This is a genomic window from Paenibacillus taichungensis (assembly GCF_013359905.1).
Lineage (GTDB): Bacteria > Bacillota > Bacilli > Paenibacillales > Paenibacillaceae > Paenibacillus > Paenibacillus taichungensis.
Map to the genome: position 1 here is coordinate 505,024 of NZ_JABMCC010000121.1, position 20,885 is coordinate 525,908.

Sequence of the window (20,885 nt, forward strand, 5' to 3'; positions counted from 1 at the left end):
GTCTTTTTGGTCAATCAATGATAAACTGAAAGAAGGCATGTTAATACATGAGGATTTTGCAGAAAATGAATCATTTTAACGATTCCAACACGATGACAACTGGTGCATAACATATAAATGGTTTTAATTGAGAGCTAGTTTACCTTCCCGATCAACAGGAGGTTATTCAAGGACATGCAGGATCATACGGAACAGAAAATCCGTCTTCGTTCCAAGCTGAGACAGAGCCGGGATCTGATGGATGAAAGCATGCGTCAGCAGGCGATGACTGAGATCAATGATGTGACGAAGCGGGAGCTGGAGCGCCTTAGACGGGACAAATGGAAGCTGGGGAACAAGCGGCTTATGATTTTCAGCTATTTGTCTTATGGAAGCGAAGCATCTACGGCCTTTTTATTTGAAGAAGGCTGGAAGCATGGAGATCGGATGATCGCACCGAAAGTGCTGGCCAATCCGGCTCGTATGGAGTTGCGGCGTGTCATGGGTGAACAGGATATTCAGCCAGGAATATGGGGGATACCTGAACCCAAGAATTCCTGTGAAGTGCTGCAACCTCATAGCTGGCCGGATATCGATCTTGTCATCGTACCTGGGCTAGGATATGACCTTCAAGGAGGGCGCATTGGTTATGGCGGCGGTTATTATGATCGTTTTGCCGAGACACTTGCAGTGAAATGTGCAATGACGGACAAAAGACCACTGATGGCTGCATTGGTATTGCCAGGCCAGCTTCAAGATGAAATTCCGATGGACCCGCTTGATCTGCGGATTGATCTGTTGATAACAACCGAAGGTATATTACATATCGTATAAAGGGTTGTGATGTGATTGAATTCAGAAACGAATAACGACCAGGCTTCCGGCAGTAAACTGACTCATTTTAATGAACAGGGACGAGCTCGGATGGTTGATATTTCGGGTAAGGAAAGTACCGTGCGTACAGCTGTTGCGGTATCCAAAGTGACGATGAATCCGACTACGCTTGAAGCGATTCGGGAGGGCCGCATCGGTAAAGGTGACGTTCTGGCTGTGGCCCAAATTGCGGGTATTCAGGGCGCCAAGAAAACGTCGGACTGGATTCCGATGTGCCATCCATTGGCATTGACGGGTGTGGATATTCGTTTTCATGATAACGGTGTCGATGAATTGCAGATTGAAGTTACGGTCAAAACCGAAGGGAAGACAGGTGTCGAGATGGAGGCGCTCACGGCGGCGTCGGCTGCGGCACTGACGATCTATGACATGTGTAAAGCCATGCAAAAAGATATGATTATCGGTCCAACCATGCTTAATTCCAAAAGTGGTGGCAAAAACGGCGATTTCAGCCGATAAGGGACATTTATTTTCATAGAGGAGAAGGGTGATCTTTATGGTGTGGAGAACAGCAATCCTGACAGCCAGCGACAAAGGGGCCCGCGGGGAACGTGAGGATACGAGTGCCCAAGTGATCCGGGAACTTGTGGAAGAAGAACTGGGTGGGGAAATCGTGGAGTACCGCATCGTTCCGGATGAACCCGATGAGATTATTGCGGCTTTGATTGAAATGACAGATTATTTTCACGCTGATTTGGTATTGACCACTGGGGGAACGGAGCTTGCGATTCGTGATATTACTCCAGAAGCGACAAGGCGGGTTATTGAACGGGAAGTTCCAGGCATGGCTGAAGCCATGAGATACAGTGTCATGGGCAAGAATCGTTCTGCCATGCTGTTCCGCGGCGTATGCGGCATTCGCGGACGTACATTGATTGTCAACCTGCCAGGTACACCGAAGGGTGTGCATGAGCATTTGGCGGCCATTATGGATCAGCTTCCGGAAGCGCTGCTGATGGTTACGGGTCAGTTCAAGCAATAAGAGTGAATCATATAGTAGCGGGTGTGAAATCAAGCAGGGAGAAATGATTGGATGTCGAGGTCTCTTTTGTGAATAATGTGGGTTATGTAAGTGGTTACATCTATGGTATGATTGACATAATTCAAAATGAAGCAAAGACATCTATGAGCCTATGGCCAAGCGTGTGCATCTTTGAAGCTTGAAACGAGGAGGAATAATATCAATGTTAAGTTCCATTGGACCAACAGGTTTTATTTTGCTGGCCGTTATCGCGTTGCTTTTGTTTGGACCTAACAAGCTTCCGGAATTGGGGCGGGCAGTCGGACGCACTTTCCGTGAATTCAAAGAAGGCGCACGTGAGATTATTTCGGATGATGATTCATCCAGTCGCAAGGAGCAGGAAAAGGCGAAGCCACTGGCATCTGAGACTGCATCTACAGACAAGCCTGAGGATAAACGCCTGCCGGAATAACTTTGACGGCAATGAAAGAGAAATCCCTTCCTGCCGGAAGGGTTTTGTATTTTAAGCTGGCAACAATGGGGGGCAGGCATGACGCAGCAGAAGGAAGAAATGACGCTTACAGAACATTTGAGTGAGCTGCGCAAGCGGTTGATTTATGTGTTGAGTATTTTTATTTTGGGACTGGTGGCAGGCTTTCTGGTGGCGGATCCAGTGTATCAATATCTGACGAAGGCAGAGACTGCTCAGGGGTTTGTGCTGCATGCATTCTCGTTCTGGGACGGGATTGGCATCTACATGAAGATTGCCGGACTATTCTCGCTGGTCATTACGCTGCCGTTTACGGTGTTTCAGCTCTGGAAGTTTGTCAGTCCAGGTCTGCGCCCGCGTGAGCGAAAAGCCACGTTGAAGTATGTACCTTATGTATTTCTGTTATTTCTGATCGGGTTAGCTTTCTCGTACTACGTTGTTTTCCCGATGGCACTTTCTTTTACTTCATCGATTACGGAAAAAATGGGGCTTGTCGAGACTTACGGAATGAAGCAGTATTTCAGTTTTTTGTTTGGTATTGTACTGCCGGTGTCCCTTTTGTTCGAACTTCCGTTAATTATTATGTTCCTGACAGGGCTGCGGATATTGAATCCGATCCGGCTTCGCAAAATGCGCAGAGTCGCTTATTTTGTCCTGATTTTCATTGCAGTTGTGGTCACACCACCTGACTTTATTTCCGATTTTCTAGTGATGATTCCGTTGTTACTGTTATATGAGATTAGTGTGTTTCTGTCTGGCTTTGTGTATCGTAAACAGCTTGCAGCTGATGCAGAGGCTGAGTCCCGTTACATCCGTGCCGAGGATAAGCAGAGCGCAGTATAACAAGAGAGATTCCATAGGATGTTGTAATCGTAATAATTTTGCATGGTGCTCGTCCCGGGATAAGGCGGTCAGTTCTTACCCGGGATATGAAGGGCGACAAACTTTTTACAGTTATATATTCTGATGGACGGGACAAGCAGGCATATTATGTTCAACAATGGATACAATGGAAAAGGGCTGACTGAGAACGATGCAGGAGGACTTACGGATTCTGTGGAATAAGTAATAAGGTATTATGGCATTTACGCAGGCCAATCGGGAGTTTTTTGGCCGGGTTCATGTAAATACAACGTAAAATCTCGCAGGAATTCATGAAAAGGACTTGAAATCATGCTTCAAGTTGAAGTATCATAAAGTTGGTTGTTAGCACTGAACACTGTCGAGTGCTAATACATATGGCTACAACCTACAATGTAACGTTATATAATTTCAAAAGGAGGCTATTTTTCATGATCAGACCTTTAGGTGAACGCGTATTGGTAGAACCACTGGAGCAAGAGCAAACAACTTCTTTCGGGATCGTACTGCCGGACTCCGCTAAAGAAAAACCGCAAGAGGGTAAAATTATTGCTGTTGGCGCTGGAGTATTGAAAGACGGAGTACGTGTAGCTCTGGAAGTGAAAGAAGGAGATCGCGTTATTTTCTCCAAATATGCCGGTACAGAAATCAAGTTCGAAGGTAAAGAATATTTGATTATGAAAGAAAGCGATATTCACGCGATTCTCGACTAATTCAAATTTAATCGGTTAACCGAACCATATAGCAACATCATTTTACACAATATACTAGGGAGGTTTTCTTACCATGGCTAAAGACATTAAATTCAGTGAAGACGCTCGTCGTTCCATGCTTCGTGGTGTGGACGCATTGGCTAATGCAGTTAAAGTAACACTCGGTCCTAAAGGCCGTAACGTGGTTCTGGAGAAAAAATTCGGAAGCCCGCTCATCACGAATGACGGTGTAACGATTGCTAAAGAAATCGAACTGGAAGATGCATTCGAGAACATGGGTGCACAACTGGTTAAAGAAGTAGCAACCAAAACAAATGATGTTGCCGGTGACGGTACAACAACTGCAACTGTATTGGCTCAAGCGCTGATCACAGAAGGTTTGAAAAACGTAACTGCAGGCGCTAGCCCAATCGGTATCCGTAAAGGGATCGACAAAGCGGTTAAAGCTGCTGTAGCTGAACTGCAATCCATCTCCAAACCAGTTGAAACCAAACAATCCATCGCACAAGTTGCAGCGATCTCTGCAGCTGACGAAGAAGTAGGCGAACTGATCGCTGAAGCTATGGAAAAAGTGGGTAAAGACGGTGTTATCACGGTTGAAGAATCCCGTGGATTCGCTACAGAGTTGGAAGTGGTTGAAGGTATGCAATTCGACCGCGGTTACATCTCTCCATACATGATCACGGATACGGACAAAATGGAAGCAGTTTTGGACAACCCGTACATCCTGATCACAGACAAAAAAATCTCCAACACGCAAGAAATCCTGCCATTGCTTGAAAAAATCGTTCAACAAGGCAAACCGCTTGTATTGATCGCTGAAGATATCGAAGGCGAAGCACTGGCGATGCTGGTTGTGAACAAATTGCGTGGTACATTCAACGCTGTAGCTGTTAAAGCTCCTGGCTTTGGTGACCGTCGTAAAGCAATGCTGCAAGATATCGCTGCCCTCACTGGTGGCCAATTGATCACGGAAGAACTGGGTCTGGACCTGAAATCCGCTGTTGTGGAACAACTGGGTACAGCTCGTCAAATCCGTGTAACGAAAGAAAACACAATCATCGTTGACGGTGCTGGTAACAAATCCGATATCGATGCACGTGTAAGCCAAATCCGTACACAACTGGAAGAAACAACTTCCGAGTTCGACAAAGAGAAACTGCAAGAGCGTCTGGCTAAATTGTCCGGCGGTGTAGCAGTAATCAAAGTCGGTGCGGCTACTGAAACAGAATTGAAAGAACGCAAACTGCGCATCGAAGATGCCCTGAACGCAACTCGCGCTGCGGTTGAAGAAGGTATCGTATCCGGTGGTGGTACAGCGCTCATGAACGTATACAACGCGGTTGCAGGCGTAGCCCTGTCCGGTGACGAGCAAACAGGCGTAAACATCGTCCTGCGCGCTTTGGAAGCACCAATCCGTACTATCGCAGCTAACGCTGGCGAAGAAGGTTCCGTAATCGTGGAACGTCTGAAAAAAGAACAAACTGGCGTAGGCTTCAACGCTGCGACTGGCGAGTGGGTTAACATGATCGAAGCGGGTATCGTTGACCCTGCGAAAGTAACACGTTATGCATTGCAAAACGCTGCTTCCGTAGCGGCAATGTTCCTGACTACTGAAGCGGTTATCGCTGACAAACCAGAACCTGCAGGCGCTGCTGGCGTTCCTGACATGGGCGGTATGGGTGGAATGGGCGGCATGATGTAATAAAGGTGTAAAAACCTTTTAATGCCGATAGATGAAAGGCTCCCGAAAGGGAGCCTTTTTTCATTAATTAGATAGGGTGCTTTGAATTTATGTTTTAATAACTGGGGGGAGGAAATCATTTGAGAAAGAGTACAAAGTGGACATTATGGATTCTAGGCTTGATGCTCGCTGCAATTTTCATCAACTTCTATATGAATCTATATAGCTTCGCTTATGCACTGATTACCGTGCTTTTACTTGTATTTATGGGGTGGGGATTCTTAGCCAAGTTAAAGAACGACGTTCGACAACATGAAGATCATCATAGAAGAGAGCACCAGTCTGCGATCGATGACATCGATCGATACACGAGGTAGTAATCAATGAACCTGCCATACATAGCTTTGTTGTTAACGGACATGTTTACAACTTTTGTCCATCAATAGTTTAAAGGCTCCCACTTGGGAGCCTTTCTTTATTCAGATACAGGAGTGGATATGAAGGAAAGGCTAACGAAGTTTGCAGAAGGGAGAAGGAATGTTGAGTCGTTCCTATCTAAACGACTGGTTTGCACATTTGCAACTCACTCAACAGTTGTTATTCCAAAAATAGAAACATTGTCTTGAATGCTGAAGTGATATTCAAATCCATTTCGAACAGTCGCTCCATCAAATTCACTCTGACTTACATCGCGATCCAATATGCCGATATCCTGAATCACCTCTTGCGCATCATTATATGTGTATTCATTATTGGTTGTCAGAATAAGAGTAGCGATAGCAGTCAACAGGATTCCACCCGTTGGTTCGCTGACATCACCAGTCCCGTATAACCTGACTTCTTTTACTTTTTGATTCGAATTTAATTTACCAACCAATCGTAAATCATCATTAAATACATACTCGAAAGCACCAGTATCCTGCTCTGAAGAGGCTTTCATATTCAAGCGGGTAATACTCAAACCGTTCAGTCGGTATTTGCCCACGGCGGCATTAAACTTGTTTTTGAATTCCTCTGCTGTCATATAGAAGCTAGAGGCATTCGTTTGGGTTAGAGGTGCGTGATCTACCTCTGTTGTATCAGCGCCTGATTCGTGTTTCTCCGTCTGATCTGTTCCAGATGATTGCGGAGGATTTGAAGGTAAAGCCAATATGCCATACATTCCGATCGAAGCAATTGCAAAACATGCCGCCGTTAGCATAACATGCCTTATCGGTATCCGGTTATGTTTCCTCATGGATAAGATCATCAAAACAAGAAATACGAAGAAGGCTATAAAACTAAGGATGAATAGTATTGTAAACAGATATTGCAAATTCTCACCTCATAATACATCGTTATTTCGCTCGTCACCTCAAAAAAGCACTGTCGGCGTTTTAGCCAGCAATGCTATTTTTTTCTTATCATCGCTTGGATTTAATTCAGCAAGGAAAGTGTGACTCGAATCGAGTTATCTATAAATGAACGATTGGGACGGGATTTCATAAAAACGGTCAGTCCAATTAGCGATACGATAAGTGCTTGGGCGACAGCCTTGGCGTCCAGGGAAGGGTTAAGTTCACCTGATCGCATTCCCCGCTCAATATTTTCCTGAAAGATGACCGACAGGTACATCTGATGTTCCCGGGTGAGAATTTCAAATTTCTCATCATGGGGTGCAAGCTCAACCATCGTATTGATGCAAAAGCATCCGCGACTGAGTCGCTCTGCGTTGTATTCTTCATCCACGATTTCTGCAAAAAAAGTACGAAAGGCCTCTTTTACCGATGAAATACCCGCCAGTCTGGTTCGCATCTCTGCGGCACGAGCCATCGTGTACTTCCGTAGCGAAGTTTCGAATAATTCTCTTTTATCTCCAAAAGTGGAGTATATACTGGGCCTTTGGATGCCCATTCTCAAAGTCAAATCGCTTAATGAAGTGGCCTCATATCCTTTTTCCCAAAAAAGCTGCATCGCTGCATCCAGTACTTTCTCTTCGTCAAATTCGCGAGTTCTCGCCATAATAAATGCTCCTTGTTACTTATATTTTCTAAAGTATAGATATTTTGTATTGGATCATGTAGATCTTGATTTGCTAATTATATTTATTACTCATCAGTATGATATATACTATATAACTCTCAATTATTTGTCAAACGAACGTCTTTTTGATGATGTATTTAAGAAATATGATATAGATTTTATGCAAATAAAATGATTGACATTAGGCGAAACAGTAAGATATATTAACTACCTAAATAACATACCGATCGGTAATTTATTTTGTCAGTAACAGTCCAATTTTGAATAAAGGAGAAATGAGTTATGGAAATAGGAATTACTTCGTTTGTGGAGACGACACCCGATCTTCGCACAGGTGAGGTCATAAGTCATGCACAGCGATTGCGTGAAGTAGTGGAGGAAATCGTACTAGCCGATCAGGTGGGGCTGGATGTATTTGGCGTAGGAGAACATCATCGTAAAGATTATGCCGCTTCTTCTCCTGCGATGGTGTTGTCCGCAGCTGCATCCCTGACCAAGCGTATTAGGCTCACTAGTGCAGTAACAGTACTTTCGTCGGCTGATCCGGTACGTGTGTTTCAGGATTTTGCCACACTGGATGGCATTTCGAATGGACGTGCAGAGATTATGGCAGGGCGGGGCTCCTTTACCGAATCATTCCCTTTGTTTGGATATGAGCTTGGTGAGTATGATGAGCTGTTCGATGAACATCTGGAACTGCTGCTCAACCTGCAGAAGTCCGAAATAGTCAATTGGCGAGGTGGGCACAGACCTGCAATACATAATTTGGGCGTTTATCCTCGGCCTGTGCAGAGTCCTTTACCTATATGGATTGGCAGCGGGGGCAATCAGGAATCGGTTGTTCGTGCAGGGTTGCTGGGACTTCCGTTGACGTTGGCTATTATTGGCGGGAGCCCGGAACGGAATTTTGGCCCCCTTGTACAGCTGTACAAGCAGGCAGCGGCACATGCCGGACATGACGCTTCGAAGCTTACCGTAGGGTCGCATTCGCTCGGATTTGTGGCTGAAGATACAGAGCTGGCTGCTGATCTGTTCTTTCCTTCTACTCAGGCGGGCATGAACAAAATCGGCAAGGAACGCGGATGGGGACATTACAGTCGTGCCAGCTTTGATGCTGCACGTAGTCACGACGGTGCTCTGTATGTAGGTGATCCGGAGACGGTTGCCCGGAAGATTGTTCATCTACGCAAGAATGTGGGCATTACACGTTTCATGATGTACGTTCCCATTGCTACGATGCCGCATGATCAGGTGATGAGAGCGATCGAATTGCTCGGAACAGAGGTCGCTCCTCGAGTACGGGCAGAGTTGGCTAAGTGGGAAGCTGAGCATGGACAAAAAGCATAGAAAACATACACTGAAGGAGGAATTGTATATGAGTTTTGTAGATCGGGTGGTACCTGAATTAAGAGATGCATTAACCCAGTTTCCGGGCTTTAATTTGAAGGGGGGACTGAAGGTTAGCCGGGCGATGCTCATGAATCCACCGATTGAGAAGTCGGAAGACGTACGCACCACAAAGAGAATTATTGCAGGGGCAGCAGGAGACATGCTGGTCAAAATATATGAACCGGCTGAGCGTACTGGAGATAAGCTGCCAGCGATGTTGTGGATTCATGGAGGAGGATATGTGCTGGGACATCCGGATATGGATGATGCGTTATGTGAGCGCTTTGTACAAGCGGCACATTGCGTAGTTGTATCGGTTGATTACCGCCTGGCCCCTGAGCATCCTTATCCCGCTGGTCTTGATGACTGCTATGCAGGTCTTGTATGGATGACAGACGAAACAGAGTCACTCGGCATTGATCTCACCAGGGTCGCAATTGCTGGAGCAAGTGGAGGGGGAGGACTGACTGCAGCGCTTGCACAAATGGTCCGTGATAAAGGTGGACCGAGTCTAATCTTCCAAATGCCTTTGTACCCGATGCTTGACGATCGCAATATTTCGGCTTCGAGCCATGAAATTACGGATCAAAATGCTACATGGAATCGGACAAATAACTTGGAGGCATGGAGTATGTACCTTGGAGGAGAGATGGAGGGATTGGGAGAAAACGAAGGACACAACATGCCTTCCTACGCTGTCCCGGCAAGAACTGAAAATCTGGCAGAGTTACCTCCAATGTATACGTGTGTTGGCCAGCTCGATCTATTTCGAGACGAGACAATCGAATATGTGACACGCCTTGCGGCAGCTGGAGTGGATGTCGAAATGCACCTGTATCCTGGTGCTTATCATTGCTTCGAAGTGTTTGTGCCTGATGCGGAAGTTAGCCAGCGGGCTAGTCAGGATTATATTCGTGCCATGGCTAGAGCGCTTAATCCTTCATGGGAGAAATAAATGTCTCCGGCGTTGTTCATAAAAATTGATGTTCTTTTCATCTTCATTTCAGATTCCGTTAAGGTAGCTGGGGTAAGATAAGTCTTGTAAACCCCTTCTCGTGTTAATAGATGTGTGACTAGCCCCGTCGGATCGTCCGGCGGGGCACTTTTTTTCTTCATTTTTATCCGTTAATGGTATGATAGTTAAATATATAAATGCTAGTTACGGAGGGATGGCTCGTGGACCCCAGCCTGCATCCGCTGTTCAGACCCATTCAGATGAATGGGTCTGATCGGAACACGTATTATATTGAGCAAATACCCTCTGTTTCCCTGATGGCTCATGTAGCCTGTTATTGGGAATCGGGTTCTATTCCGCATGAGGGAGAGCGAGATCAGGAAAGGATCTCAGTGCCCGCTCGGGTATTGCCAGATGGCTGAACGGACATGCTGATTACATACGACTCGGTCCGTTCGGTTCATTCCTATGCGTATTGTGGCAATTATTCGCATCCGTTCGCTCTGCCCGAGCCATCCGATGTCAGTCCTTCCGCAGATTACACATTTGGCGTACGTCTTTTTCCGGGTGGAGCATACGTCTTTCACGGTTTGCCATTGGAAGGATTTACGGACATGCGAATTCCGCTTGAGGAATGTTGGCCGCTCAGATTGAATGAGCTTCAGGAGCGGATAGCTGGAACGAAAACCTTTGAAGAACGGGTGCAGGTAATGAATGCCTATCTGATTCCATTATCCGTGCAAACCAGTACATATGAGAATAATCTGATGAAAAATGCATTGCATCGTATCTTTATCGATGGGGGACGTATGAGCGTCAGTGAGCTGGCCATGCGTGAAGTTGTTAGCGAACGCCAGCTGAATCGGAAGTTTGCAGAATGGATCGGAATCAGTCCGAAGCGATTCAGTGAGGTGGTTCGTTTTCACCGCGTCCTGGGCAGTATTCATCAGGGGCATACGGCGGATGGGGCAGCGCTGGCCCTGAATCATGGTTTTTTTGACCAAGCCCACTTGATTCGTCAATTCCGCAAGTTTTATGGAGAAACTCCGCTGACCGCTGCCAAAGAACATCAACAAAGGTTGTCCGATTTGTACAATAACTCGGTTGTCTCTTCCGATATACTTAGATCGTGAGAATAATAGTAAAGGAGATATCATATATGAATGGAACATTGCAAATTCGGGATCATCTGCTCAATGAATTGGAGACGGGAGTACGTACGGGGGCGAGTCTGATCCGCCTGATCCGTCCAGAGGATTGGGCGTACCGCCCGCAGGACAATATGCGTTCACTGGTGGAACTGGTCCATCATTTTATTCAAATCACGGCATCAGACCTTGCCATTATGCAGGAGAAGAGCGAAGCTGAGGTTGGTGTGGTAGAGAATAGCCTGTCAGGGATCGAGGATATTGAAAAACTGGAGGCAACACTTTGGGGCAATTTGGAAGCCTACAAAGCTTATATTGTATCACTGAGCGAAGAAGATCTGTTGAACCGCTCAACCAAAGCTTTCTATATGGAGCATGGTCATTTGCAGGCTCAATGGCAGATTGAAACGCTAACGCATGTATTCCATCACCGTTCACAGTTGTATAATTACCTCAAACAGCAGGGGCATGAGCTGAACTTTTTCATGCTGTATGCTTAATAATCTCACAATATGAGTTTCATGTAAGTGGCTCCGCTGGATGATCTGGCGGGGCTTTTTGATTACTTTAGTCTAGCATCTCTATCAAAATGGACGTTATCACACGGTCATTTTACCGTTACATTAATAGATTTCAAGCATAGAATACCGTATCAAAGCAAAAGGAGGTGATTTCGATGGCCATCCTTTTACCGCAACAATTTTACAATTTGGCTGCAAGCGTGGGCAAATCGTACTACGAAAACCTGGCTGGAGGAACCAATGCCAGCATTACGGTTAACAACTTTGGTCCTTTCCCGGTAGACCTGGTTGTGACTCGTGTTAACGCTCCAGTGATCACGTATTTGATCCCTGCTGGCAACAGCCTTACGTTGTCTGTTGATTTGCTGCTCGTAGCTGCTTTGTTGACTACTCCCGCAGGTGCTTCAACAGGTACAATTCAAATCGCAACAGCTGATTTCTAATGAATGTAGCATGCTTTGTGAACCTCTGTCGGACATGTTGTCGGCAGAGGTTTTTCTATTTTTTATGGATGCATCTGGGGTGAAAATGATATTATACTAGGGTATTTATAAATTTAAATAGTTGTTATAGGAATGATTGATATTCTTATATCAAAACGAAAGGGAGATTGAAATTTTGAAAAAGATGTTGTTGTACGTTTTGGGATTAACCTTGTGTGTATCATTGTTCATGTCTCCATACACTTCAGATGCAGCCTCTTCAATGAGCACCTTGGAGCTTGGAAATGGAGTAACTTATTATGGTGAAACTAAGAATGGCAAGCCCCATGGCTATGGGACGATGACCTGGGGAAAGAGCAAGACTTATAAAGGAAACTGGGTAGCGGGCAAACGTTCAGGATATGGTGTCTACAAAGCAGTGACAAGTGATAAGGACCGTGTTACAGACCTCAAGTATGATGGCTTTTGGAAGAATGACAAAAAGGATGGAAAGGGTGAACTGGAGATTAGAGAAATATCCTACGAAGCAACTATGCTTGAAAATCGTATTCAGAATGGGACCTTTGCAAAGGACCAATGGATTTCAGGATATGATGTACGACATGGAGAATACGACCCGCCTTATTACTTTGCATACAAGGATTCAAATTTAAGTCTTAAAATACTGGGCGGTGCAGAAAATATTTTAGATGGATTGAAGGACGGTTATTTCTTTTCATTTACATATCAAAAAGGAAAAGTATACAAAGATGTCGGTGTTGGAGATGAATTCAGTCAGAAGCAATTTAGTTCTTTTATCAAAAGTGTAGAAAAAGAGATTAAGCCTCATATTAATCAGTTTGAGAAACTAGCTCAGAAATTATAGTAATTATTCTTAGAAATATAACGGGTACAATCAAATTTTTTGTTTACTAAGGCTGCTATTCGAGTAATTTATTGTAGAAGTAATAGTAGACTGATGTTGTGAAACAGGAGGGTATTGGACGATGAAAAGACCAACGTTTCTTGAAACCGAGCGGCTTGTTTTCTCGACATGGAATGAAGAAGATCGTGCTCTGGCTTCCGCTCTATGGGGAGATCATGAGGTATCGAAGTGGATTAGTAGCAAGGGATTTCTGAGCGAGGATGAAGTGGAAGCGCGGTTGACGCAGGAAATAAAAAGGCAAGAAGAGGTGGGAGTGCAATACTGGCCACTCTTTGAGAAAGATTCGGAAGTATTTGCTGGTTGCTGTGGTTTGCGCCCGTATTCTCCGGAAGAAGAGATATATGAATTGGGATTTCATCTTACCCGGGATCATTGGGGCAAGGGCTACGCCATGGAGGCGGCACGAGCGGTGATTGACTATGCATTTGGAGAACTGAAGGCTAAAGCGTTGTTTGCTGGGCATCATCCAGACAATGAAGTGTCACGTCATATGCTATCCAAGCTGGGCTTTGAGTATGTACGGGATGAGCGGTATGAACCGACAGGACTGATGCACCCATCCTATTTGCTGAAAAAGGAATAAATATGTTCCACATTCAGGGCAGCACAACGAAACGTTTTTAAATATATAGCTTAAATGTATGGATAGTAGCTGTGACTGTGATTTTTTGGTAAATGGGTTTTCATCGTTTTTTTATTTCATTTTCAGCTTCTATTAAGGTAGCAGAGGTAAGATAATTCTTGTAAACCCCTTCTCGTGTTAGATAGATGTGTGACTGACCTCGCCGGACGCCGGTGAGGTATTTTTTTGCTTATTTTTATAAATATACACAAAACAAACACAAACAAAAATAAATAAAGCAAATAACGCTGCATATTATTGACTTATAAAAGTAAACAAAGGTATAATGAATGTGAAAAAAGGAACTTACTTTGTACGTGACGGACATTATTTTTTATCATGAGGAGAGAATGATGATGAACGTGACCCTTACGAATGAAACAACGCAGGCTGCGGGCTTCCATATCCCATTTGTTCGTGAAATGGCGGAGATTACTCAACATATGTGGAAGAATGGATGGGATGAACGCAATGGCGGCAATGTCAGCTATTTGCTGGAGGAAGAGGAAGTTGCCCAATATATCGATATCAACTATGTGATCCGCAAGATCAAACCAGCATTTTCGATGCATGAGCTGGCAGGCAAGTATTTTATTGTGACTGCTTCGGGCAAATATTTCAAAAATGTATTGGCTGATCCAGAGAACAATCTGGGAGTATTGCGTGTATCGAATGATGGACTAGAGCTCGAAGTGCTGTGGGGGCTAAAGTCGGGAGCTAACCCAACGAGTGAATTGCCTACGCATTTTATGAGTCATATCGAACGTTTGAAAGTCGACCCGAAACACCGTGTTGTGATGCACAACCATGCGACTAACGTTCTGGCGATGACATTTATCCATGAGTTGGATGAAATGAAATTTACAAAGACCTTGTGGCAGATGTGTACCGAATGCGTTGTTGTATTTCCTGACGGTGTTGGTATTATTCCGTGGATGGTGCCTGGGTCGAATGAAATTGGACGGGAAACGGCTGGGAAAATGAAGGAATACCACGCGGTCATTTGGCCGCAGCACGGGATTTTTGGAACGGGTACAACGATTGATGAAGCTTTTGGCCTTATAGAGACCATTGAGAAGGCGGCCCAGGTGTATATGCTGGTTGCAAGCCATGAGATCAGACAGAGAATTACGGATCAGCAGTTAGCTACATTGGCACAGGCTTTTGGTGTCACTCCACGTCCTGGTATATTGGGCATGGAAGTTTGACGGATCGAAATCGTATAAAAGAAAGAGCTCCAACACAGCCTAATATGAATGGTCTTTGGTTTATTAAACCGAAGGCCATTTCCTTTTTTTCGGCAAACAAACGCCGTTTTGGTTCAAAAAAGTTCAAAAAGTGGATAAAGCGCGGCTTTGTTATCGATTATTGAATCGTAGAATGCATTATCACACGCTGGCGAAATTCGGGTGAAATGACGTATTGTCAATGGCTCGGCGATTTTGCATAATAACAATGCTTCACAGATGAAAGACGGAAGGAAGTTATGATCATGCTTGGCAAAATGAAGAGAATCTTAATAGGCAAGCCTATGAAATCGGCTGAATTGGATGCAGAAAAATTGGGGAAATGGAAGGCACTCGCCATCCTGTCCTCCGATGCACTATCGTCCGTTGCCTACGGTACGGAGCAAATCTTACTGGTGCTCGTTGCGGCTGGATTCGCCGCCTTGTGGTACTCTGTTCCAATTTCTATCGCCGTGTTGGGATTACTCGTCATTTTAATTTTTTCCTACCGCCAGACGATTTTTGCTTATCCAACAGGAGGCGGCGCGTACATCGTAGCCAAGGATAATCTCGGTACGGCTCCGAGCTTGATTGCCGGAGGGTCTTTGCTGGTCGATTATATTTTGACTGTTGCGGTAAGTTCGTCCGCAGGGACCGATGCGATTACATCTGCCTTTCCAATGCTTCATGATTACAGCATAGTTATTGCACTGATCATGATTGTATTTCTGACCATTATGAATTTGCGAGGGGTGACGGAATCTGCTTCCGTACTGGCGATCCCCATATATTTGTTTATCTTTTCGATTGCGATTCTGATTATCTCCGGGGGTGTCAAATTCCTCGCTGGAGGCATGGAAGCTGCCGCCCCTGAATTTGGAACGAGCATGTCCCATGTGAGTTTGTTTCTGCTGCTGAAGGCATTCAGCTCGGGGTGTTCAGCTTTGACCGGGGTTGAGGCGGTGAGTAATGCGATCCCAAACTTTAAGCAGCCTGCCGAGAAAAATGCAGCGGGAACCTTGATGCTTATGGGATGTATTCTGGGAGCCATGTTTATCGGGATTACGTTACTTGCTTATGGTTACGGGGTGAAGCCTGATCCGAAAGCCACAGTCATTTCCCAGATTGCCGAAGCCACGTTTGGCAGGGGCACGATGTATTTTATTATTCAAGGTGTGACGGCACTGATTTTGTTCCTAGCAGCGAATACGGCGTATTCTGCATTCCCGCTGCTGTCCTTCATGATGGCGAAGGATAAATATATGCCGCATATGTTTATGGTTAGAGGAGACCGCCTTGGCTTCTCGAACGGTATTATTTTTCTCAGTGTGATGTCTGCCTTGCTGGTTGTTGGATTCAAAGGAAATACGGAAAGCCTGATTCCGCTCTACGCGGTGGGTGTGTTCATTCCATTCACCCTGTCGCAGCTGGGCATGATGATTCGTTGGATCAAAGTCAAACCAACCGGCTGGGGTGTGAAGCTGCTCGTCAATACGATAGGGATGCTGACCACACTGTCGATTACATTGATTTTTATATTCACCAAGTTCACGCAAACATGGGTTATCTTTATTTTCTTGCCACTCGTCGTTTATGTGTTCATGCGCATTCACCGTCATTACTGCAACATCGCGGATGAATTGCGGATTGATATCAAGCTGGAGAAACCGGTGAGAAAGGGTAATACCATCGTTATTCCGGTGGCTGGCATTACGAGGGTGGTGATGAATACAATCTCTTACGCTCAAACGATGTCAGATCACGTGGTTGCCTTGTATATCGGGTTCGATGATGAAGCTATCCGCAAGATGGAGCAGAAGTGGGAAGAGTGGAACCCTGGCGTTCGCCTAGTTGTCATTAAATCGAGATACCGCAGTATTATGGGACCGCTCAAAAAGTTCATTGATACCGTGGAATGGAAGACGGCCGAGACGGACCATATCACGATTCTAATTCCGCAGTTCATCACCAAGCATTGGTGGCAAAATGTACTGCACAACCAGACCAGCTTCATGATCCGCGCTTATCTGATCAATTACAAAGACGTGATTGTCACGACTGTGCCGTACCATCTCAATCGTTAGTAGGATTCTTCTACAATAGGAAATGGTATGAGAAGAGTATGTAATGTGCTTACGTGTCATCCATTTTCTTAGGAATTCTCAACCGAATATTTTTCGTTAACATTAAATATCCAGTTTTCTGTTAAATTTATTAAGATGATATCCATTGTTGTTCACCTTCTCTTAACACACAAAACCGCACGAACATTCCCGAATTAAGGGAGTTCTTGCGGTTTTTTTGCTGTTTGCTGATCTTGTTTTGAAGTCTATTTAACGTCTCTTGTTTGGTAAAGTCGCTTGTCCACGATTAACGCTGCGTTGATTCAGAACAGATGCTGCTGTGACAGTTGGCTTTTACACTAGTTAATGTGGGTGATGAAGTTCACACACCGAATGCGTAGATCAAGGGGGAAGAAAATCCGATGAGTGAGCTTGACAACCGGATCAGCTTGCCTGCTGCCAGACGGCGCTTATCCAATACGAGTCAGCGCCGGACAGCTTCGCTGCGTGTACAGCGGATGCGGGAGAATATGCTGGCCTATGGTTTCCTGGCACCATCGCTGCTTTTATTTGCAGTGTTTCTGTTTTATCCGATGTTTAAGTCGGTGTACCTGAGTCTGCATTCCACTGACCCTACCGGACAGATTGCAGCTTATGTGGGACTGGACAATTTCAAGGCGGTATTCCAGTCCGGACTGTTCCTGCAAGGCATGAAAGTGACGGTGCTATTTGTCCTGTTTACCGTGCCAACCGGCATGCTGGCAGCTCTGATTCTAGCGGCATTAACACACAACCGTTTCAAGGGAATGCGTATATTCCAGTTTGTATTCTCTCTGCCCGTGGTACTGTCTGTCGGTTCATCGGCGGTCATCTGGAAGTTTTTGTTCCATCCGACCTTGGGCATGCTGAATTATTTATTAGGTAAAGTTGGAATCGATCCAATTCCATGGCTGACCAGCCCGGATTGGGCCTTGATATCGATCTCCATTATGACGATTTGGATGAATCTAGGATTCAATTACATTATTCTATCCAGCGGATTACAGGGTATCCCGGATGAAATTTATGAGAGCGCGAAGATTGATGGCGCAGGTCCTTTGCTTACTTTTCGCAAAATCTCGATGCCACTGTTGTCGCCAACCCTGTTTTTCGTCACCGTAGTATCGATCATTGGTGCGTTCCAATCATTTGGTCAGATCAACATTCTAACCCGGGGTGGCCCGATGGACAGTACCAATGTATTCGTATATTCCATCTATCAGGAAGCCTTTGTTAATTTCCGCTTCGGAACGGGCAGTGCGCAGGCGCTTATCCTGTTCGCGGTCATTATGCTGCTGACCCTGATTCAGTTCAAATGGGTGGAAAGGAAAGTGCATTACCAATGAGGACACCATGGACTAAAACATTGCTGTATGTGTTGCTTACAATCTGTGCGGCACTTGTACTGTATCCGGTGCTGTACACCTTTTTCATGGCGGTCATGACGCCGGAGGATGCCAGTGCGTATCCGCCTCATATCATCCCGCAATCGATAGACCTGTCCAATTTCACGGAAGTATTCGATATCGTTCCGATTGGTTCGTTTATCGGTAATACGTTCCTGGTGGCAGGACTGACGATGCTTGGTCAGCTTGTTACAGCGAGCATGGCAGCCTATGCATTCGCGAAAATGGAGTTTAAGGGCAAGAACGTCATCTTTAGCATGTTTGTGGCGACGATGATGATTCCTTGGGAAGTTACCATGATCCCGAACTATCTGACAGTGCGCAGCTGGGGCTGGCTCGATACGTATCAGGGGCTGACCATTCCGTTCCTGGCAACAGCGTTCGGTACATTCCTGCTGAGACAATTCTTCATGCAGCTGCCGAAGGAACTGTTTGAAGCGGCGAAGATCGATGGCTGTGGGCATATCCGGTATTTTGTATCCCATGTCCTGCCATTGTCGCGTCCGGCACTTGGAACATTGGCAATCTATTCGTTTCTGAGCATGTACAACTCCTATCTGTGGCCGCTTCTCGTCACAAATACGCCAGAGATGAGAACGGTACAGATCGGAATCTCGATGCTGGAGTTCCAGGAATCCACAGCATGGAATCTGGTGTTTGCCGGCACAGCGCTTGTTATTTTACCGTCGCTGCTGCTTCTGGTTTTTGGTTTGAAGCAGCTTGTTCGCGGTATGGCCGCAGGCGCGCTGAAGGGTTGATTCAGTTAAAAGTGTATGGATTTAGCGGGTTTGTGGTTTGGATTCCCAGGAGCGAATAAACAAGGCCTCACTCTTGAAATAAGATGTTGAGAAGATAAATCACGTAGTAGTGGAGGGGACGAAATCGATTCTGTAGAAGCGTAGCGTTCGCCTTTATCCCCGGATTTTCCCCTTTGAAGGGAATTGAATGAAATCCGGGGATAACAGCGATCGAAAGAACGATTCGGACCCGTAACGGCCACTCCGTGTCATCTCCAAGGTTTTATTTTGAAGTGAGCCTCAAAAAAAGGAGAGCGATTATGATCGGGTTTCGTTTGAAAAAAAGAGGAACATTTGCATTGATGTTGGCTGCACTTATGCTGGTATTGTCCGCTTGTGGCGGAAAAGCCGAAACAACAAGCACAACGGGCGGAGCGCAGGCAGATGCTGCAGCTGCTGAACCGGTACAATTGACATGGTGGCATTCGATGTCGGGTGCAGGGGAGAAAGCCATTAATCAACTCGCTTCCGATTTTAACGCAAGTCACCCGGACATTCAGGTGAAGGCAATCTATCAAGGGAAATATGATGAGAGCCTGAACAAACTCAAAGCTTCCATGGGATCGGACAGTGGTCCGGACATTATCCAGGTGTACGAGATCGGCAGCAAGTTCATGATCGATTCGGGCATGATTACGCCGGTACAGCAATTTATCGATAAAGACAAGTTCGACCTGTCCCAACTGGAGCCAAATATCATCCGTTATTACACCATCGATGGCAAATTGAACGCGATGCCGTTCAACACATCGAACCCAATTCTGTATTACAACAAAGATATGTTCAAAGCTGCTGGTTTGGACCCGGAGAACCCGCCTAAGACATATGAAGAGTTTGAGCAAGCAGCCAAAGCACTGGCGAAAGACGGCAAACCAGGCGCATCCATGGCCATCTATGGCTGGTTTATGGAACAGTTCTTCGCGAACCAGAATGCAGATTATGTAAACAATGGTAACGGAAGAAATGGTGCAGCGACCGAATCCATGCTGAACTCCGAAGCTGGCGTGAAGACTTTGACATGGTGGAAAAAGATGATGGACGAGAAAACCGTATCCAATCTGGGACGTAGCACGGACGATACGACCGCTGCGTTTACCGCACAGCAAATCGGTATGACGCTGGATTCCACCGCTGGATTGCGCAAAATTGTGGAGGGTGCTGGTGGGAAGTTTGAGCTGGGAACAGGCTTCCTGCCACGTCCAGCAGATGCCAAAGAAGGCGGCGTTGTTGTTGGTGGCGCAAGCTTGTATATCATGAATAACAAATCCGAAGCTCAACAGCAAGCCGCTTGGGAATTCATCAAGTACCTGGCTACACCTGAGGTACAGGCCAACTGGAGTGTTGCGACAGGATACTTCCCTATTACGACAGCAGCCTACGATGAGCAAGTATTAAAGGATAATATGGCGAAGTACCCGCAATTCCAGACAGCAGTCGACCAATTGCACGCTTCCGCTGATTCGACAGCAACATCCGGGGCGGTAATGGGTGTATTCCCCGAAGCCCGTCAAATTGTCGAAGGAGCGATCGAGACAGTTCTAAATGGACAAGGTATACCGCAAGACGTATTGGATGCAGCAGCGAAGCAAATTACAGACAAGATTGCACAGTATAACAGCACGGTGAAGAAGTAACTTATTTCTTGAAATAGGACAAACTTGAGGCCGGATATAGCAAAGTTGAAATGTATGGCTTAACTTAGGATGTCATAACGAGTGAGACGTATGCGATGGTCAACCCTGACTAT

General features: G+C 45.6%; 23 protein-coding genes. 21 read left to right on the forward strand and 2 right to left on the reverse strand.

The genetic code is table 11. The features are described from left to right. Positions 1 to 174 precede the first annotated feature (174 nt). From HP548_RS29930 to HP548_RS29965, 8 genes are all read left to right on the forward strand, one after another. The gene (locus HP548_RS29930) at positions 175 to 813 is read left to right on the forward strand and encodes a 5-formyltetrahydrofolate cyclo-ligase (RefSeq protein ID WP_175383701.1); all 639 of its coding nucleotides are present in this window, start codon (positions 175 to 177) and stop codon (positions 811 to 813) included. 15 nt (positions 814 to 828) lie between these two features. Further along, the gene (moaC, locus tag HP548_RS29935) at positions 829 to 1,332 is read left to right on the forward strand and encodes a cyclic pyranopterin monophosphate synthase MoaC (RefSeq protein WP_281364935.1); all 504 of its coding nucleotides are present in this window, start codon (positions 829 to 831) and stop codon (positions 1,330 to 1,332) included. A gap of 37 nt (positions 1,333 to 1,369) precedes the next feature. After that, positions 1,370 to 1,855, forward strand: coding sequence for a MogA/MoaB family molybdenum cofactor biosynthesis protein (locus HP548_RS29940; protein ID WP_024630749.1), 486 nt, complete (start codon positions 1,370 to 1,372; stop codon positions 1,853 to 1,855). Positions 1,856 to 2,057: 202 nt separating this feature from the next. Further along, a complete protein-coding gene (tatA, locus tag HP548_RS29945; RefSeq protein WP_076291530.1) occupies positions 2,058 to 2,306 on the forward strand; it encodes a twin-arginine translocase TatA/TatE family subunit in 249 nt (82 codons plus the stop codon). Between the two features lie 78 nt (positions 2,307 to 2,384). After that, complete coding sequence (gene tatC / locus HP548_RS29950) at positions 2,385 to 3,167, forward strand: twin-arginine translocase subunit TatC (protein WP_063564478.1); 783 nt, start codon at positions 2,385 to 2,387, stop codon at positions 3,165 to 3,167. 449 nt (positions 3,168 to 3,616) lie between these two features. Further along, positions 3,617 to 3,898 carry a co-chaperone GroES gene (gene groES / locus HP548_RS29955; protein ID WP_024630746.1) on the forward strand — a complete coding sequence of 94 codons (282 nt, stop codon included), beginning with the start codon at positions 3,617 to 3,619 and terminating at the stop codon, positions 3,896 to 3,898. A 73-nt stretch (positions 3,899 to 3,971) separates the two neighbouring features. Continuing rightward, the gene (gene groL, locus HP548_RS29960) at positions 3,972 to 5,603 is read left to right on the forward strand and encodes a chaperonin GroEL (protein ID WP_063564477.1); all 1,632 of its coding nucleotides are present in this window, start codon (positions 3,972 to 3,974) and stop codon (positions 5,601 to 5,603) included. A gap of 119 nt (positions 5,604 to 5,722) precedes the next feature. Beyond that, positions 5,723 to 5,959 carry a hypothetical protein gene (locus HP548_RS29965; protein WP_076291532.1) on the forward strand — a complete coding sequence of 79 codons (237 nt, stop codon included), beginning with the start codon at positions 5,723 to 5,725 and terminating at the stop codon, positions 5,957 to 5,959. Positions 5,960 to 6,165: 206 nt separating this feature from the next. On the opposite strand, the gene HP548_RS29970 is transcribed toward HP548_RS29965, so the two are convergent. Then, the gene (locus HP548_RS29970) at positions 6,166 to 6,783 is read right to left on the reverse strand and encodes a hypothetical protein (RefSeq protein WP_217504863.1); all 618 of its coding nucleotides are present in this window, start codon (positions 6,781 to 6,783) and stop codon (positions 6,166 to 6,168) included. Positions 6,784 to 6,998: 215 nt separating this feature from the next. Beyond that, positions 6,999 to 7,583 carry a TetR/AcrR family transcriptional regulator gene (locus tag HP548_RS29975; protein ID WP_175383703.1) on the reverse strand — a complete coding sequence of 195 codons (585 nt, stop codon included), beginning with the start codon at positions 7,581 to 7,583 and terminating at the stop codon, positions 6,999 to 7,001. Positions 7,584 to 7,886: 303 nt separating this feature from the next. Here HP548_RS29975 and HP548_RS29980 point away from each other — a divergent pair, with 303 nt between their 5' ends. The 13 genes from HP548_RS29980 to HP548_RS30035 all read left to right on the forward strand — a co-directional run bounded on the left by HP548_RS29980 (position 7,887) and on the right by HP548_RS30035 (position 20,772). Beyond that, positions 7,887 to 8,951, forward strand: a complete 1,065-nt coding sequence (locus HP548_RS29980) for an LLM class flavin-dependent oxidoreductase (RefSeq protein WP_175383704.1) — start codon at positions 7,887 to 7,889, stop codon at positions 8,949 to 8,951. 28 nt (positions 8,952 to 8,979) lie between these two features. Continuing rightward, a complete protein-coding gene (locus tag HP548_RS29985; RefSeq protein ID WP_175383705.1) occupies positions 8,980 to 9,948 on the forward strand; it encodes an alpha/beta hydrolase in 969 nt (322 codons plus the stop codon). 197 nt (positions 9,949 to 10,145) lie between these two features. Then, on the forward strand, positions 10,146 to 10,370 hold the full coding sequence (locus HP548_RS33985) for a hypothetical protein (protein WP_343054948.1): 225 nt from the start codon (positions 10,146 to 10,148) through the stop codon (positions 10,368 to 10,370). 6 nt (positions 10,371 to 10,376) lie between these two features. Beyond that, a complete protein-coding gene (locus tag HP548_RS29990; RefSeq protein WP_343054949.1) occupies positions 10,377 to 11,081 on the forward strand; it encodes a helix-turn-helix domain-containing protein in 705 nt (234 codons plus the stop codon). Positions 11,082 to 11,107: 26 nt separating this feature from the next. After that, a complete protein-coding gene (locus HP548_RS29995; RefSeq protein ID WP_076291538.1) occupies positions 11,108 to 11,596 on the forward strand; it encodes a DinB family protein in 489 nt (162 codons plus the stop codon). A 176-nt stretch (positions 11,597 to 11,772) separates the two neighbouring features. Continuing rightward, positions 11,773 to 12,060 carry a hypothetical protein gene (locus HP548_RS30000; protein WP_076291539.1) on the forward strand — a complete coding sequence of 96 codons (288 nt, stop codon included), beginning with the start codon at positions 11,773 to 11,775 and terminating at the stop codon, positions 12,058 to 12,060. Between the two features lie 184 nt (positions 12,061 to 12,244). Continuing rightward, positions 12,245 to 12,925, forward strand: coding sequence for an MORN repeat-containing protein (locus HP548_RS30005; protein WP_246318296.1), 681 nt, complete (start codon positions 12,245 to 12,247; stop codon positions 12,923 to 12,925). Positions 12,926 to 13,046: 121 nt separating this feature from the next. After that, on the forward strand, positions 13,047 to 13,568 hold the full coding sequence (locus HP548_RS30010; RefSeq protein ID WP_175383707.1) for a GNAT family N-acetyltransferase: 522 nt from the start codon (positions 13,047 to 13,049) through the stop codon (positions 13,566 to 13,568). Between the two features lie 395 nt (positions 13,569 to 13,963). Continuing rightward, the gene (rhaD, locus tag HP548_RS30015) at positions 13,964 to 14,815 is read left to right on the forward strand and encodes a rhamnulose-1-phosphate aldolase (RefSeq protein WP_175383708.1); all 852 of its coding nucleotides are present in this window, start codon (positions 13,964 to 13,966) and stop codon (positions 14,813 to 14,815) included. A gap of 284 nt (positions 14,816 to 15,099) precedes the next feature. Next, entirely contained in the window at positions 15,100 to 16,917 is a 1,818-nt protein-coding gene (locus HP548_RS30020; RefSeq protein ID WP_175383709.1) for an APC family permease, read from the forward strand. A gap of 401 nt (positions 16,918 to 17,318) precedes the next feature. Further along, positions 17,319 to 18,281, forward strand: coding sequence for a carbohydrate ABC transporter permease (locus tag HP548_RS30025; protein WP_175383710.1), 963 nt, complete (start codon positions 17,319 to 17,321; stop codon positions 18,279 to 18,281). Next, positions 18,278 to 19,099, forward strand: a complete 822-nt coding sequence (locus HP548_RS30030; RefSeq protein ID WP_064640050.1) for a carbohydrate ABC transporter permease — start codon at positions 18,278 to 18,280, stop codon at positions 19,097 to 19,099. The genes HP548_RS30025 and HP548_RS30030 overlap by 4 nt, the downstream gene beginning before the upstream one ends. 299 nt (positions 19,100 to 19,398) lie before the next feature. Further along, entirely contained in the window at positions 19,399 to 20,772 is a 1,374-nt protein-coding gene (locus HP548_RS30035; RefSeq protein ID WP_175383711.1) for an ABC transporter substrate-binding protein, read from the forward strand. Positions 20,773 to 20,885 lie beyond the last annotated feature (113 nt).